A 14,072-nucleotide genomic window follows, 5' to 3' on the forward strand; every position below is an offset into this window, starting at 1 on the left:
CGCAGGAACTCGTCGTACAGGCTGCGCGGGTGCTGGGCGTCGAGCACCCGGTCCAGGTGTTGGTAGCGGCCGTAGGACAGGTGCCCGGTCACCGAGCCGCCTCCCGTCCCGCGCAGCCGCTCACAGCTCGTCGGCCAGCGCCGTCATCCCGGCCAGCAGCTCGGCGTAGGACGTCGAGAGCGGGGCGAGCCCGATCCGGATGCCGTCCGGGGCCCGGAAGTCCCCGATCACCCCGCGCTTCCACAGCCGGTCGTTGACGTCCTCGAAGTCCGCCCGGCACAGCGTCACGTGCCCGCCGCGGCGCTCCGGGTCGCGCGGGCTCGCCACCCGGACGCCATGCGGGACGAGCAGGGCGTCCGCGATCCGCAGCGCGAAATCGGTGAGCGCCACCGACTTCGCGCGGACGGCGTCGATCCCGGCCTCGGCCAGCAGGTCCAGCCCGGCCTCGAGCGGGACCGTGGCGAACACCGGCGGGGTCCCGGACAGCAGCGCCCGCACGTCCGGTGCCGGCTCGTGGCCGGGCCCCATCTCGAACGGCGCACGGTGCCCGAACCAGCCCTGCACCGGCTGCGTCAGCACGCCCTGGTGACGGGCGGCGAGATAGCCGAACGCGGGCGCCCCGGGGCCGCCGTTCAGGTACTTGTAGCTGCACCCCACGGCGAGGTCGGCACCCCAGGCGTCGAGTTCCAGCGGTACCGAGCCCGCCGAGTGCGAGAGGTCCCACAAGACCAGCGCGCCGGCGTCGTGCGCGATCCGGGTGATCGCGGGCGCGTCGGCGCGGAACCCGGAGCGGTAGGCCACGTGCGAGAGCACGACCAGCGTCGTGCGCGGCCCGGCCACGACGGCGACCTGGTCCGGTGTCACCCCGCACGCCGGGTCGGAAGTGATCCAGCGCAGCTCGGCGCCGCGCTCGGCGGCGATGCCCTCCAGCACGTAGCGGTCGGTCGGGAAGTTGTCGGTGTCGAGGACGATCTCGTTCCGCCCGTGGGCGAGGCCGTGGTCCACCGCGGCCCGGGCGAGCTTGTAGAGCAGCACGGTCGTCGAGTCGGCGACGACGACCTGGCCCGGCGCGGCGCCGAGCGCGATCCGGCCGATCCGGTCGCCGAGCCGTTGCGGGAGGTCGATCCAGCCCTCGTCCCAGCCGCGGATCAGCCGCGTCGCCCACTCGTCTCGGACGAACCGGGTGACCCGCTCGGCGGTGGCGCGCAACGGGCGGCCGAGCGAGTTGCCGTCCAGGTAGGCGAGGACACCGTCGGCGGGCAGGAACCGGTCCCGGTACGCGGCGAGCGGATCCGCGGCGTCGCGCCGTTCCGCCTCCGCGACGAGGTCGTCCATCCGGCACCGTCCTGTCCGTCCGTGTCCGGTCGCACGGTAGTGACCGGCCCGGTGCGCAGGGAAGGTCAGGTCAGGTCAGGTCAGGTCAGGTCCGGTCAGGTCCGGCCCGACGCGCCGAGCCGGTGCAGCCGCAGCGCCAGCTGCACCTCCAGCGACCGGTCCGGTTCCTGCCAGGACGGCCCGAGCAGGCTCCCGACCCGGTCCAGCCGCTGGGCGACGGTGTTGACGTGCACGTGCAGCGCGGCCGCGGCCCGGGTCGGGCTGGCCCCGGCCGCGTAGTAGGCCTCCAGGGTGCGCAGCAGGTCGCTGCCGCGCCGCTCGTCGTGCTCGGCGACCGGGCCGAGAATCGACGTCACGTAGCCGGCGACGTCCGGGCGCTCGCCGAGCAGCAGCCCGGCGAAGCCGAGGTCCGCGGCGGCGGCCGCCTCCCCCGCCCGGTCCAGCGCGAGCAGCGCCTCCACCGACCGGCGTGCCTCGGCCAGTGCCCGGTCGGCGCCGTCCGCCGGCCGGAACGGGCCTGCCGCCCCGACGGTGACCCCGTCGTCGGGATCCGGGCCGCTCGCCGGGCGGGCCAGCCGGGCCCCGGCCGCGGCCGGGTCGTCCCCGGGCAGCAGCACGACGACGGCGCCGTCGCGCTCGGCCACCAGCCCGGGCCGGCCGCCCAGGGTCGCAGCCTCCCGGGACACCGCACGGACGCGACCCGGGGCGCACCGGCAGACCAGCAGGACGTGCCGGCGGCGGGCGGACACCCCGAGCGCACCGATCCGGCCGAGCGTGGCCGGGCGCGGCGGGCCGGTGGCGGCGAGCAGTTCGGCGAGCGCGTCCGCGCGGTCGCGCCGGTCGGACTCGGCGGCCCGCTGGGTGAACAGCAGCACCAGTGCGGTCACCATCGCGGCCCGCTCGACGGTCCGGACCTGCCCGGCGGACAGCTCGGCCGGCTCGGCGGACAGCTCGGCGGACAGCTCGGCCGGCTCGGCCGGGGCGCCGGACCCGCCGTTCGCCGGGCCGTCGCCGTGCTCCCCGAGCCCACCGAGCAGCAGGGTGCCGAGCCGCTGCCCGCCCGCGATCACCGCGACCACCCGGGCACCGCCCGCGCAGGGCACCGCGACCGGGCGGCCGGCCCCGGCCGCCTCCCCGGCCCGCCGCAGGGCGGCCGCGGCGTCCAGGCGCTCCGGGACGGGCCCGTACCGGGCGACCGGGGTGCCGTCGGCGTCGAGCACCGTGACCCAGCCCCCGAGCAGCCGCCCCAGCGCCTCGGCGATGTCGCCGACGTCGCCGCCCGCCAGCACGACGCCGGCGAACCGGTCATGCGCGTCGGCCGCCTCGCCGATGGCGGCGTGCGCGCCGCGCAGCGCCTGCAGGGTCTCCGCGGTGTCGGTCAGCCGCCGGGTCTGCACCAGCGACACCGCGGCCAGCGCGGCGAGCGAGCCGAGCAGCGCCACGTCGTCCGGGGTGAAGGGCCGGGCCGAGCGGTTGGCCGCGAACAGCACCCCGACGAACTCGTCGTCGACGAGCAGCGGGGTGCCGCAGATCGCGACGATGCCCTCCTCACCGACCGCGGTGTCGATCTCGTCGGTGTGCCGGTAGCGGCCGTCGCCGGCGTAGCGCCCGGTCCAGTGCGGGGCCCGGCTGGCCGCGACCAGCCCGCCCAGGCCCGCGCCGAGCGGCAGCCGCAGGGTCTGGAACCGGTACGACACCGAGCCCGCGGTGACCCGCATGTAGGTGTCGCCGCGCTCGGCGTCGTAGAGGGTCAGGTAGGCGATGTCGGTGCCCAGCAGCGCCCTGGCCCGGCGGACGATCGTGTCCAGCACCGACCCGGTGTCCGATTCGGACGCCAGGTCGCGGGCGATCTCGACCAGCGCCGCCAGCTCGGACTCCCGGCGGCGCCCGGCATCCATCGCGGTCCGGATCCGCAGTGCCAGCGCTCCCGCCTCCGGGTCGGAGTCGGCGAGCTCGGCGGCGGCGCGTTCCAGCTCCGCCGCGGACCCGTGGCCGTCGGCCCGGTCGGCCAGCAGCCGGAGCAGATCGAGCACGGTGCGCACGCCACCATCCTGCCCCGCGCGGCAGCCGGGCCGGACGGCGCAGGCGTCAGTCGACCTTCCAGGCACCGGGCCGGTCGTAGAGCTCGCGCAGGTCCAGCAGGTGCCCGCGCATGGCGTCCTCGGCCTCGGCGGCCTCGCCGGCGGCGATGTGCTCGGCGATCGCGGCGTGGCAGGCGTCGACCTCGGCCCAGCGCTCGGCCGGCACCGCCGCCCGGTCCAGCCGGGTGCGGAGCACGTCACCGACGGGCTGGCCCATCATCGTGAGCATCAGGTTCCCGGTGGCCATCAGCACCGTGGTGTGGAAGTCCATGTGCCCCACGAAGCCGCTGGGATCGCGCGGGTCCCGCGGCGCCGAGGCCGCCTCGCGCAACGCCTCGACCGTCTCCGGGGCGGCGCGCTGCGCGGCGAGCCGGGCGGCGGCGGGCTCGAGCAGCAGCCGCGCCTCGAGCAGGTCGGCCATCCCCAGCCGGGGCGTCGCGACGAGCACGCCGAGCGCCCCGCCGACGTCCTCGACCAGGCGGGCCGGGTCCGGCGCGGCCACGAACGAGCCACCCTGCACGCCGCGCCGGGTCTCGATCAGGTGCTGGCTGGCGAGCACCCGCAGCGCCTCGCGCACCGTCGACCGGCTGACCCCGAACATGCCGGTCAGCTCGCTCTCCGCGGGCAGCCGGGCACCGGCGGCGAGCGCCCCGCGCATGATCTGCGAGCGCAGCTCGTCGGCCACCTGTCGGTAGGCCGGGCGGACCCGCTGCACCTGCAGCCGGGCGGTCGGCGGCCGGGACCCCGCGCCGTCGGTGGGCGCGGCCGCGGGGCCCGGACGGTCCGGGGTCGGGCTCATGGGTCACGCTCCGCGGTGGGCTCGGGTCGGGGTCGGATCACCCTCAGGTGAAAACATCTGACCATAACCGTCATCCAGCCGCGGTGCAGTCCGCCCAGGCCGGGACCGGCGACCGGAGAACCCTTGCACTGCTAAGTGTCTGATGTTTACGGTCCCGGAGTGCCCGCCGGGGTGCCTCCGCAGGCGCGGAGCGCGACGAGCGCGCGACGACGCGCGCCGAGGGGAGCTCGCCCGATGACCACCGGTCCACCCGACACCCACGACCCGGCCGGCACCGCCCGCACGGCACACGGGTCACCGGACCCCGCGGCCCGGCTCGACCGGATCCCGGTCGTCACCCGGAGCCACCGTCGTTGGATCGGCCTGCTCGGGTTCCTGTTCGTCTTCGACCTGGTCGACCTCAACTCCTTCGCCTACGCCGCCCCGGCGCTGCGCTCCGAGTGGGGGCTGTCGATCGGCGGCGTCGGCGCGATCACCTCGGCCGGGTTCGTCGGGATGTTCGTCGGCGCGATCGTCGGCGGACGGCTGTCGGACCGGTTCGGCCGGCGGCCGGTGCTGATCGGCGCGGTCTTCTTCTACTCGCTGTTCTCGCTGCTCAGCGCGTTCGCCCCGGGCCCGTGGTCGCTCGGCGTGCTCCGGGTGCTGACCGGTGTCGGCCTGCAGGCCATGACCGGCGTGCTGCTGGTCTGGGTGAGCGAGATGTTCCCGCGAGCACTACGCGGGCGCTACCAGTCGCTGCTGCTCGCGATCGGGCTGGCCGGGGTGCCGATCGCGGCCTGGGTGGCTCGCCTGGTCGTCCCACTCGGGCCCGGTGCCTGGCGGTGGGTCTTCGTGGTGGGCGCGCTCGGCGCGATCGGCGGCGTGGTCGCGCTGCGCACGCTGCCCGAGTCGGTCCGGTGGCGTACGGCGCACGGCCGCCCGCTCGACGACCGTGAGGAGGCACTGATCTCCCGGCTGGAACACGAGGCCCGCGAGCGGACCGGGGCCGAGCTGCCGGAACCGGTCAGCGAGTCGCCGGTCAGCCGGGGCAGCGTGTCGGAGCTGCTGCGTGGCGCGATGCTGCGGCGCACCGTCGTCGCATCGGGCGCCTGCGTGTTCCTGATCCTGTCCTTCTACGGCTTCAGCTCCTGGGTGCCGACCCTGCTGGTCGAGCGCGGCTACACCACCGCGGAGAGCCTGACGTTCACCTCGGTGCTGGCGATCGCCGCGGTGCCCGGCGCGCTGCTCGCAATGCCGGTGATCGACCGCTTCGAGCGCCGCTCGGTGATCCTGGTGCTGCAGGTGCTGGTCGCGGTCCTGCTGCTGCTGTTCGGCCTGATCGACCATCCGGTGACGATCCTCGTCTGCGGGTTCGGCGCGGCGATGTTCATGCAGACCGGCGTGGCGACGCTCTACACCTACATCGCCGAGGTGTTCCCGTTGCACCTGCGCGGGCTCGGCTCCGGTATCGCGAACGGATCGGGCCGGCTCGCCGGGGTCGTCGGCGGGCTGCTCGTCGCCGCGCTCTACTCCGGACTGGGAATGGCCGCGGTCTACATCTACCTGGCGGTGGCGGCCCTGCTGCTCGGCCTGGTGATGGCTCTGTTCGGCGAGCGCACGACCAACCGGCGGCTGGAGGACATCGAACGCGCATGACCACCGCACGGACGGAGGAGACGCACACGTGACGATCAAGCAGGGATGGCAGGGCCGGTTCTACGAGGACTTCGAGGTCGGCGACGTCTATCAACATCCGCTCGGGCGCACGGTCTCGGAGACCGACAACACCTGGTTCACGCTGCTGACGATGAACACCAACCAGGCGCACTTCAACGCCCAGGTCGGCGAGTCCTCGGAGTTCGGCCGGATGCTCGTCGTCTCGCCGCTGACGATCGCGATCGCGATGGGCCAGTCGGTCGTCGACACCTCGCAGAACGCCTTCGCCAATCTCGGCGTCGACGAGCTGCGGCTCAGCGCCCCGGTGTTCGTCGGCGACACCATCTGGTCCGAGTCGATCGTGCTGGACAAGCGCGAGTCCGGCTCGCGCCCGACCGCGGGCATCGTCTCGATCCGGACCCGCACCCTGAACCAGGACGCCGTCGAGGTGTTGACCTTCAAGCGCGCCTTCTACGTGCACAAACGCGACGCCGCCGGGGCCGCGTCGCTGTTCCCGCAGGCGGCGACCCCGCTCTCGCTGGAGGACGCGTGAGACCGCTGGAGGACATCCGGATCGTCTCGCTGGAGCAGTACGGCGCCGGCCCGTTCGGGTCGATGCACCTGGCCGAGCTCGGCGCGGAGATCATCAAGATCGAGGACCCGTCGGTCGGCGGCGACGTCGGCCGCTCCGTCCCGCCGTATGCCGAGGCCGGCGACTCGCTGTTCTTCCAGTCGTTCAACCGGGACAAGTCCTCGATCACCCTCGACATCCGCACCGCGGAGGGCCGCGAGGTGTTCCGGGATCTGGTCCGGACCGCCGACGCCGTCTACTCCAACCTGCGCGGCGACGTGCCGGCCAAGCTGGGCATCCGCTACGAGGATCTCGCCGACGTCAACCCGCGGATCGTCTGCTGCTCGCTGACCGGGTTCGGGATGACCGGGCCGCGCTCGGATGAGCCGGGTTACGACTACGTGCTGCAGGCGCTCGGTGGCTGGATGTCGCTGACCGGGGAGCCCGGCGGGGCGCCGCAGAAGACCGGTCTGTCGCTGGTCGACTACTGCGGCGGCTACGTCGCGGCGATCTCGCTGCTGGGCGCGATCCACGCCGCCCGCCGCGACGGCGTGGGCACCGACTGCGACCTCTCGCTCTACGACACCGCGGTCAGCCTGCTCACCTACCCGGCAACCTGGCACATGACCGCCGGGTACGAACCGGCGCGGACCCGGCACTCGGCGCACCCGTCGCTGGTGCCGTTCCAGGCCTTCGAGGCCGCCGACGGCTGGCTGGTCGTCGGGTGTGCGAAGGAGAAGTTCTGGCAGCGGCTCACCGTGGTGCTGGAACGGCCGGAGTGGGCGAGCGACCCGCGGTTCGCGACGTTCGCCGATCGTGCCGAGCACCGCGACGAGCTGGTCGGGATGCTGGAGGAGCTCTTCCGCACCCGCACGGTCGCCGACTGGCTCGCCCCGATGTACGCGGCGTCGATCCCGTGCGCCCCGATCCGGGACGTGGCCGGGGCCCTGACCGACCCGCACACGGTCGAGCGGGGCCTGCTGGCCGAGACCGAGCACGACGCGTTCGGGCAGGTCCGCAGCCTGCGCAGCGCGGTCCGGGTCGGGCCGCCCGGCGCGGACCGGGCCGCCACCCGCCCGGCCCCGGCGATGGGCGCCGACACCGACCGGGTGTTGCGCGAGCTGGGCTACGACGACACCAGGATCACCGCGCTCCGCCGGGCCGGCGCGCTGGGGAAGGACTGAGATGGACTTCCGGCTGACCGACGAGCAGCGCCTGTTCAAGGACACGCTGCGCGACTTCGTCGACTCCGAGATCGTGCCGGTGGCCCGGGAGTGGGAGCACTCCGGGCGCTACCCGACCGAGATCGTCGAGGGGATGAAGCAACTCGGGCTGTTCGGCCTGGCCGTGCCCGAGTCCTACGGCGGCCTGGGCGCGGACACGGTCTCGTTCGGACTCGCGTTCGAGGAGATCTCGCGCGGCTGGATGGGCATCGCCGGGATCCTCGGCAGCCACTCGGTCTCCTGCTTCATGCTGTCCCGGCACGGCACCGAGGAGCAGAAGCAGCGCTACCTGCCGGACCTGGCGACCGGGAAGCGGCGGACCGGGATCGCGCTCACCGAGCCCGGTGCGGGTACCGACCTGCAGGGCATCAGGACCACCGCGCGGCGTGTTCAGGACGGCGACGGCGACCACTACATCGTCAACGGCACCAAGATGTGGATCACCAACGCCCGGTACGCGGACCCGCTGCCGGTGCTGGTCAAGACCGACCCGTCGGCCGAGCCCGCGCACAAGGGCATGAGCATCCTGCTCATCGAGGCCGACTCCCCCGGCTTCGAGGTCACCGCCGACATCGGCAAGCTCGGCTACAAGGGCACCGAGTCCTGCGAGGTCGTGCTCACCGACGTCCGCGTCCCGGCCTCGCAGCTGCTCGGCGGCGTCGAGGGCCGCGGGCTGCAGCAGGCGCTGTCGTCGCTGGAGACCGGCCGGATCAACATCGCCGCCCGCAGCGTCGGCATCGCCCAGCGCGCCTACGACGAGGCCCTGAACTACGCCCGCGAGCGCACCGCGTTCGGCCACCCGATCGGCGAGTTCCAGGCCGTCGAGCAGCGGCTGGCCCAGATCGCGGTGCGGCTGCAGGCCGCCCGGCTGATGACCTACTGGGCGGCGTCGCGGATGGACGACGGCGTGCGGATGGACACCGAGTCCGGGATGGCCAAGATCTTCGCCTCGGAACAGGCGCTGGAGTGCGCGATCGACTCGATGCGCATCCACGGCGGCTACGGCTACTCCACCGAGTTCGAGATCGAGCGGCTCTACCGCGACGCCCCGCTGATGTCGATCGGCGAGGGCACCAACGACGTGCTGCGCGGCGTCGTCGCGAAGGCGCTGCTGGCCGGGAAGGCGACCGTCCGGTGAGGACGGCCGACGAGCTCGGCGCGCTCGCCGCCCGGCTCGGGTACACCCTCGATCCCGACCAGGTCACCGCGATGGGCGAGGCGGTGGCCGGCGCCGAGCCGGAGGCCGCCGCGCTGCGCGCGGTCCCGGTACCGATGACCGCGGCGGACCCCGCCGGCGGGGACTCCTGGCTGACCCCGCCTCCCGGGGGCGCCGCCCCGAGCGCCTCCGACCCGCTGGCGCCCGCGCTGCGGCAGGCGTGGTCCGGCCGGGTCCCGGAGGCGCTGGACCGCCTCGAACGCCTGCACGGCGAGCTGAACTGCACGATCCGGGTGCTGCGCGAGCGCGCGCTCGCGCAGCGGCCGCCCGCCGGGAGCCCGCTGGAGGGCGTGCCGTTCGCGGTCAAGGACGTCATCGACGTCGCCGGCGTCCCGACGACGGCCGCCTCCCGCACCCGCGCGGACGCGCCCCCGGCCGCCGAATCGGCGACCGTCGTCGCGCGGCTGGAGGCGGCGGGCGCGATCCCGGTGTCCAAGGACGCGACGACCGAGTTCGCCGTCGGCGGGCCGCACCCGCCGCTGACCGGGGCCTGCCGCAACCCGTGGGACGTCGAGCGCTGGGCGGGTGGCTCGTCCACCGGCACCGCGGCCGCGGTCGCGGCCGGGGTGGTGCCGTTCGGCCTGGGGTCCGACGTCGGCGGGTCGGTCCGGCTGCCCGCCGCCTGGTGCGGGCTGACCGGGTTGAAGCCGACCGCCGGGGCGATCCCGCGGACCGGGTCGGTGCCGCTGTCCTGGACCACCGAGACGCTCGGCCCGCTGGCCCGCGACGCGCGCACCGTCGGGCTGCTGTTCGGACTGCTCCGGGGCCCGGACGGGCGTGACCCCCGGGTCCCGGAGCTCCCGCCGCTGGCCCCGACAGCTGTCCCGGACGACCTGCGCGGCCTGCGGATCGCCCGCCCGCAGGGCTACCTCACCGAGCTGTGCGACAGCGCGGTCCGGTCCGGTGTGGACCATCTGGTCGACGTGCTCACCGACGCCGGTGCCGAGGTCGTCGGGGGTGACATCCCGTCCGCGCACCGGGCGCTGCCGATCGGCTACCAGATCGTGTTCGCCGAGGCGGCCTCGGTGCACCGGGCCGACCAGGCCCGCTGGTCCGACTACGACCCGGTGACCGTGCGGCGGATCAGCCAGGGCATCACCACCCCGGCCGCGGACTACCTGCGGGCGCTGCAGTTCCGCGCGGAGCTGCAGCGCGAGCTGGACGCGGTGTTCGCCGGCGCCGACCTGATCGTCGTCCCGACAACCCCGGCGACGGCGCCGCGGCTGCCGGACTGCACGGTCACCGTCGACGGCGAGCGCTACCCGCTCTACGCCGCCCAGTCGCGGGCCACGATGCTCGGCAACCTCACCGGTGCCCCCGGGCTGGCGCTGCCGACCGGGCTCGCCCCGGACGGCTGCCCGGTCTCGGCGCTGCTCATCGCGCGCCCGCACGACGAGGCCACCGCGCTGCGGGTGGCGGCGCTGTTCCAGGACCGCACCGACCACCACCGGCGGCGGCCGCCGATCGTGGAGCGGATCGGCGGGCCCTTCCCACCGGAATACGTCTGACCTATTCTCGTCACCGATCTGGAGGTCACCGATGACCCTGAGCCCGGCCCCGCCGCAGACCGCGACCCTGGCCGGCACGGTCGGCGAGTTCGCCGCCCGCGCCACCCTCGACGACGTGCCCGCCGACGTGCTGGAACGCGCCCGGCACCTGGTACTGGACGCCGTCGGCCTGGCGTTCGCCTCCACCGCCTACCCGTTCCCCGGAGTCGCGCTGCAGGCGCTGTCCGCGTTCGGCGGCGCCGGCGAGCAGCCGGTGCTCGGCATGGCCGAGCGCCTCCCGGCCCGGGACGCCGCGGTGCTCAACGGCGTGCTGATCCACGGGATGGACTTCGACGACACCCACATCCCGGCCGTCACCCACGTCTCGGCGGCGGCGCTGCCCGCGGCGCTGGCGGCGGCGATCTCGGCCGGCGCGGACACCCGGACGCTGCTGCTGGCCTACGTGCTCGGCGTCGAGGTCTCGGCCCGGGTCGGCATCGGCGGCGCCGGCGGGTTCCACGACGTCGGCTTCCACCCCACCGCGGTCGCCGGCGCGTTCGGCGCCGCGGTCGCGGCCGGGAAGGTCTCCGGGCTGGACGCGGCCGGGCTGGCGACGGCCCAGGGCGTCGTCGGGTCGATGAGCGCCGGCCTGCTGGAGTTCCTCGCCGACGGCTCCTGGACCAAGCGGCTGCACCCCGGCTGGGCCGCGATGTCCGGGCTGACCGCCGCCGGGTTCGCGAAGGCCGGCTGGAGCGGGCCGCCCGCGGTCTACGAGGGACGGTTCGGGCTCTACAACACCCACCTCGCGGGGCGGGAGACCCGCCCCGAGGCGGTCGGCAGCGAGCTGGGCGAGACCTGGGAGCTGACCCGCACCGCGGTCAAGCCGTACCCGATCTGCCACTTCATCCACGCCTTCGCCGACGCCGCACTCACCCTGCGCACCGAGATCGGCACCACCGACATCGCCGAGATCCGGTGCGCGATCCACCCGGTGCCGGGCAAGGTCGTCTGCGAGCCGGCCGAGGCGAAGTGGGCCCCGCGCGACGAGTACGACGCCAAGTTCAGCCTGCCCTACGTGGTCGCGACGACGCTGACCCGCGGCCGGTTCACCCTCGCCGAGCTGGAGGACGAGGCGCTCGCCGACCGCACGGTGCTGGACCTGGCGCAGAAGGTGCGAGTCGCCGAGGACCCGGACAGCGCGTTCCCGGCCGCCTACTCCGGCGCGATCGAGATCGAGCTCGCGGACGGCCGGGTGCTGCGGCACCGCGAGCAGGTCAACCGCGGCCACGAGGAGCGCCCGCTGTCCAACGACGAGATCGTCACCAAGTACCGCGACACGATCGGCCGGGTCGCCCCGGACGCGGTCGCCGACCGGGTGCAGGCGGCGGTGCTCGGGCTCGGCGACGGCACCCCGGCCGCCGACTTCGCCGAGGCCTGCCGTGGCTGAGACACCCGGCCGGCCCGTGCAGGTGGGGGTGTTCCTCACCCACCAGCAGCCCGCGGGCCGTGACCCGCTGGTCGCCCTGGACGAGCAGCTACGGCTGGTCCGGACCGCCCGCGACGGCGGGCTGGACTCGGTGTTCGCCGGGCAGCACCACCTGCCCGACTCGTTCTCGCACATCCAGCCGCTGCCGTGGCTGGCCCGGCTCGCCGCGGACGCCGACGGCATGCGGATCGGCACCGGCATCCACCTGCTCGCGCTGCACAACCCGGTCGACACCGCGGAGAGCTACGCCGGCCTCGACGTCGTCGCCGGCGGCCGGTCGGTGTTCGGCGTCGGGCTCGGCTACCGCGAGACCGAGTACGCCGCCTTCGGGATCCCGCCCGGGGACAAGGTCCGCCGGTTCACCGAGAACCTGCGGATCGTCCGCGAGCTGTGGTCCGGCGAGCCGGTGCACGCCGACGTCGACTGGTGCCGGCTGGACGGCGTCCGGGCGACGACGCTGCCCGCGTCGACGCCGCCGGTGTGGATGGCCGCGAACTCCGACGGCGCGGTCCGCCGCGCCGCCCGGCTCGGCGACACCTGGATGATCAACCCGCACGCCACCGCGGGCACCGTGCGCCGCCAGCTGGAGCTGTTCCACACCGAGCGGGCCGACGCCGGCCGCGGCCCGATCGGGGAGCTGCCGCTGATGCGCGAGGTCTACTGTGCTCCCACCCGGGAGCGCGCCCTGGAACTGGCGCGACCACACCTGGCGTCGAAGTACGCGGTGTACGCCGACTGGGGCCAGGACCGTGTCCTGCCCGGAAAGGACTCGTTCCGAGCAGGTTACGACGACCTCGCCCGGGACCGGTTCGTGGTGGGCTCACCGGAGGACTGCCTCGCGGCACTGCTGCCGTGGCGCGACGAGCTCGGCGTCGACCACTTCGTCCTCCGCACCGACTGGGCCGGCATGCCGGTCGACGACGCGCTCGCCTCGCTGGAGCTGCTCGCCCGCGAGGTGGCCCCGGTTCTGCGTTCCTCCCCCGCCGTCCGGCCCGATGCGGCCGGTCGCCCCTCCGACCGGAAGGACCCCCCGTGGACTTCGGCGTCTTCATCCCCATCGGCAACAACGGCTGGCTGATCTCGGAGAACAGCCCGCAGTACATGCCCTCGTACGACCTGAACAAGCGGGTCGTGCAGGAGGCGGAACGGCAGGGCTTCGCGTTCGCCCTGTCGATGATCAAGCTGCGCGGGTTCGGCGGGAAGACCGAGTTCTGGGACCACAACCTGGAGTCGTTCACCCTGATGGCCGGGCTCGCCGCGGTCACCGAGCGGATCAAGCTCTACGCCTCCACCGCGGTGCTCACCCTGCCCCCGGCGCTGGTCGCCCGGATGGCCACCACGATCGACTCGATCGCACCGGGCCGGTTCGGGATCAACATCGTGTCCGGCTGGGCCAAGGGCGAGTACGACCAGATGGGCCTCTGGCCCGGTGACGACTACTTCGGCTACCGCTACGACTACTCCACCGAGTACGTGCGGGTGCTGCGCGACCTGTTCGAGAAGGGCCGCTGCGACCTGCAGGGCGAGTACTTCACGATGAACGACTGCGTGCTCTCCCCGCAGCCGTCCGGGCACGTCGACATCGTGTGCGCCGGCCAGTCCGACCGCGGCATGCGGATGGTCGCCGAGTACGGCGACTACAACTTCGTGCTGCACCCCGGCGTCAACGACCCGGAGGTCTACCGCGAGTCCACCCAGCGCCTGTCCAATGCGGCCGCGACGACCGGGCGCGACGTCGGCTCGCTGCCGCTGTTCATGGCGATCATGGCCGACACCGACGAGGAGGCCCAGGCCAAGTGGGCCTCCTACAACGCCGGTGCGGACGCCGCGGCGCTGGGCTACATGTCCGACGAGGGCGGCAAGGACACCGCAGCGGACGGCTCCGGGACCGCGCGGACGATCAACCTCCCGGAGGGCGCGGTCAACTTCAACATGGCCACCCTGGTCGGCAGCCACGAGACCGTCGCCCGGCAGATCGACCAGGTCGCGAAGATGCCCGGGGTGAAGGGGATGATGTTCACCTTCGACGACTTCGAGCAGGGCGTGCACGACTTCGGCACGAAGGTGAAGCCGCTGCTGGGCTGACGCCCCGTGAGTGGTTATCGCGGCTCTGACCGCGTGTCCTGTCTCAGCACATCTGCGACAGATCTGTCTCAACACATCGAGGACAGGTTGTTGGTGGTTGTGGTCCGCTGGTAGCGGACGCTGCGGTCGAGGGTAAGGCTGGCGGTGACTGCGT

At 74.1% G+C, this 14,072-nt stretch carries 11 protein-coding genes; 8 read left to right on the forward strand and 3 right to left on the reverse strand.

Features of this window, described 5'->3' with window-relative positions; all coding sequences use genetic code 11:
* Positions 1-120: 120 nt before the first annotated feature.
* The 3 genes from ACLFMI_RS12400 to ACLFMI_RS12410 all read right to left on the reverse strand — a co-directional run bounded on the left by ACLFMI_RS12400 (position 121) and on the right by ACLFMI_RS12410 (position 4,215).
* Positions 121-1,335, reverse strand: a complete 1,215-nt coding sequence (locus tag ACLFMI_RS12400; RefSeq protein ID WP_410947952.1) for a kynureninase — start codon at positions 1,333-1,335, stop codon at positions 121-123.
* 95 nt (positions 1,336-1,430) lie between these two features.
* Positions 1,431-3,377, reverse strand: a complete 1,947-nt coding sequence (locus ACLFMI_RS12405) for a helix-turn-helix domain-containing protein (RefSeq protein WP_410947953.1) — start codon at positions 3,375-3,377, stop codon at positions 1,431-1,433.
* Positions 3,378-3,423: 46 nt separating this feature from the next.
* Complete coding sequence (locus ACLFMI_RS12410; RefSeq protein ID WP_410947954.1) at positions 3,424-4,215, reverse strand: FadR/GntR family transcriptional regulator; 792 nt, start codon at positions 4,213-4,215, stop codon at positions 3,424-3,426.
* A gap of 234 nt (positions 4,216-4,449) precedes the next feature.
* Between ACLFMI_RS12410 and ACLFMI_RS12415 the strand changes: the two genes are divergently transcribed.
* The 8 genes from ACLFMI_RS12415 to rutA are packed head-to-tail and all read left to right on the forward strand — an operon-like array spanning position 4,450 to position 13,918.
* Positions 4,450-5,850 (forward strand): MFS transporter, encoded by a 1,401-nt coding sequence (locus tag ACLFMI_RS12415; protein ID WP_410947955.1) that lies wholly within the window; start codon positions 4,450-4,452, stop codon positions 5,848-5,850.
* Between the two features lie 28 nt (positions 5,851-5,878).
* Complete coding sequence (locus tag ACLFMI_RS12420) at positions 5,879-6,403, forward strand: MaoC family dehydratase (RefSeq protein WP_410947956.1); 525 nt, start codon at positions 5,879-5,881, stop codon at positions 6,401-6,403.
* Positions 6,400-7,605, forward strand: coding sequence for a CaiB/BaiF CoA transferase family protein (locus tag ACLFMI_RS12425; protein ID WP_410947957.1), 1,206 nt, complete (start codon positions 6,400-6,402; stop codon positions 7,603-7,605). Before ACLFMI_RS12420 ends, ACLFMI_RS12425 begins: the two co-directional genes overlap by 4 nt.
* A 1-nt stretch (position 7,606) precedes the next feature.
* Positions 7,607-8,782, forward strand: a complete 1,176-nt coding sequence (locus ACLFMI_RS12430) for an acyl-CoA dehydrogenase family protein (RefSeq protein WP_410947958.1) — start codon at positions 7,607-7,609, stop codon at positions 8,780-8,782.
* Positions 8,779-10,368: an amidase gene (locus tag ACLFMI_RS12435; RefSeq protein WP_410947959.1), complete on the forward strand. Its 1,590-nt coding sequence runs from the start codon at positions 8,779-8,781 to the stop codon at positions 10,366-10,368. Before ACLFMI_RS12430 ends, ACLFMI_RS12435 begins: the two co-directional genes overlap by 4 nt.
* Before the next feature lie 31 nt (positions 10,369-10,399).
* Positions 10,400-11,794 (forward strand): MmgE/PrpD family protein, encoded by a 1,395-nt coding sequence (locus ACLFMI_RS12440; protein ID WP_410947960.1) that lies wholly within the window; start codon positions 10,400-10,402, stop codon positions 11,792-11,794.
* Positions 11,787-12,911 (forward strand): LLM class flavin-dependent oxidoreductase, encoded by a 1,125-nt coding sequence (locus ACLFMI_RS12445; RefSeq protein WP_410947961.1) that lies wholly within the window; start codon positions 11,787-11,789, stop codon positions 12,909-12,911. Before ACLFMI_RS12440 ends, ACLFMI_RS12445 begins: the two co-directional genes overlap by 8 nt.
* Positions 12,866-13,918 carry a pyrimidine utilization protein A gene (rutA, locus tag ACLFMI_RS12450; RefSeq protein WP_410947962.1) on the forward strand — a complete coding sequence of 351 codons (1,053 nt, stop codon included), beginning with the start codon at positions 12,866-12,868 and terminating at the stop codon, positions 13,916-13,918. Before ACLFMI_RS12445 ends, rutA begins: the two co-directional genes overlap by 46 nt.
* The last annotated feature ends 154 nt before the right edge of the window (positions 13,919-14,072 follow it).

This window comes from Pseudonocardia nantongensis (assembly GCF_046546495.1).
GTDB classification, from domain to species: Bacteria; Actinomycetota; Actinomycetes; order Mycobacteriales; family Pseudonocardiaceae; genus Pseudonocardia; species Pseudonocardia nantongensis.

Bases quoted from the DNA above. Each gene is read 5' to 3' on its own strand.
- ACLFMI_RS12400 (WP_410947952.1), bottom strand. From the start codon at position 1,335: ATGGACGACCTCGTCGCGGAGGCGGAACGGCGCGACGCCGCGGATCCG.
- ACLFMI_RS12410 (WP_410947954.1), bottom strand. From the start codon at position 4,215: ATGAGCCCGACCCCGGACCGTCCGGGCCCCGCGGCCGCGCCCACCGAC.
- ACLFMI_RS12415 (WP_410947955.1), top strand. From the start codon at position 4,450: ATGACCACCGGTCCACCCGACACCCACGACCCGGCCGGCACCGCCCGC.
- ACLFMI_RS12430 (WP_410947958.1), top strand. From the start codon at position 7,607: ATGGACTTCCGGCTGACCGACGAGCAGCGCCTGTTCAAGGACACGCTG.
- ACLFMI_RS12440 (WP_410947960.1), top strand. From the start codon at position 10,400: ATGACCCTGAGCCCGGCCCCGCCGCAGACCGCGACCCTGGCCGGCACG.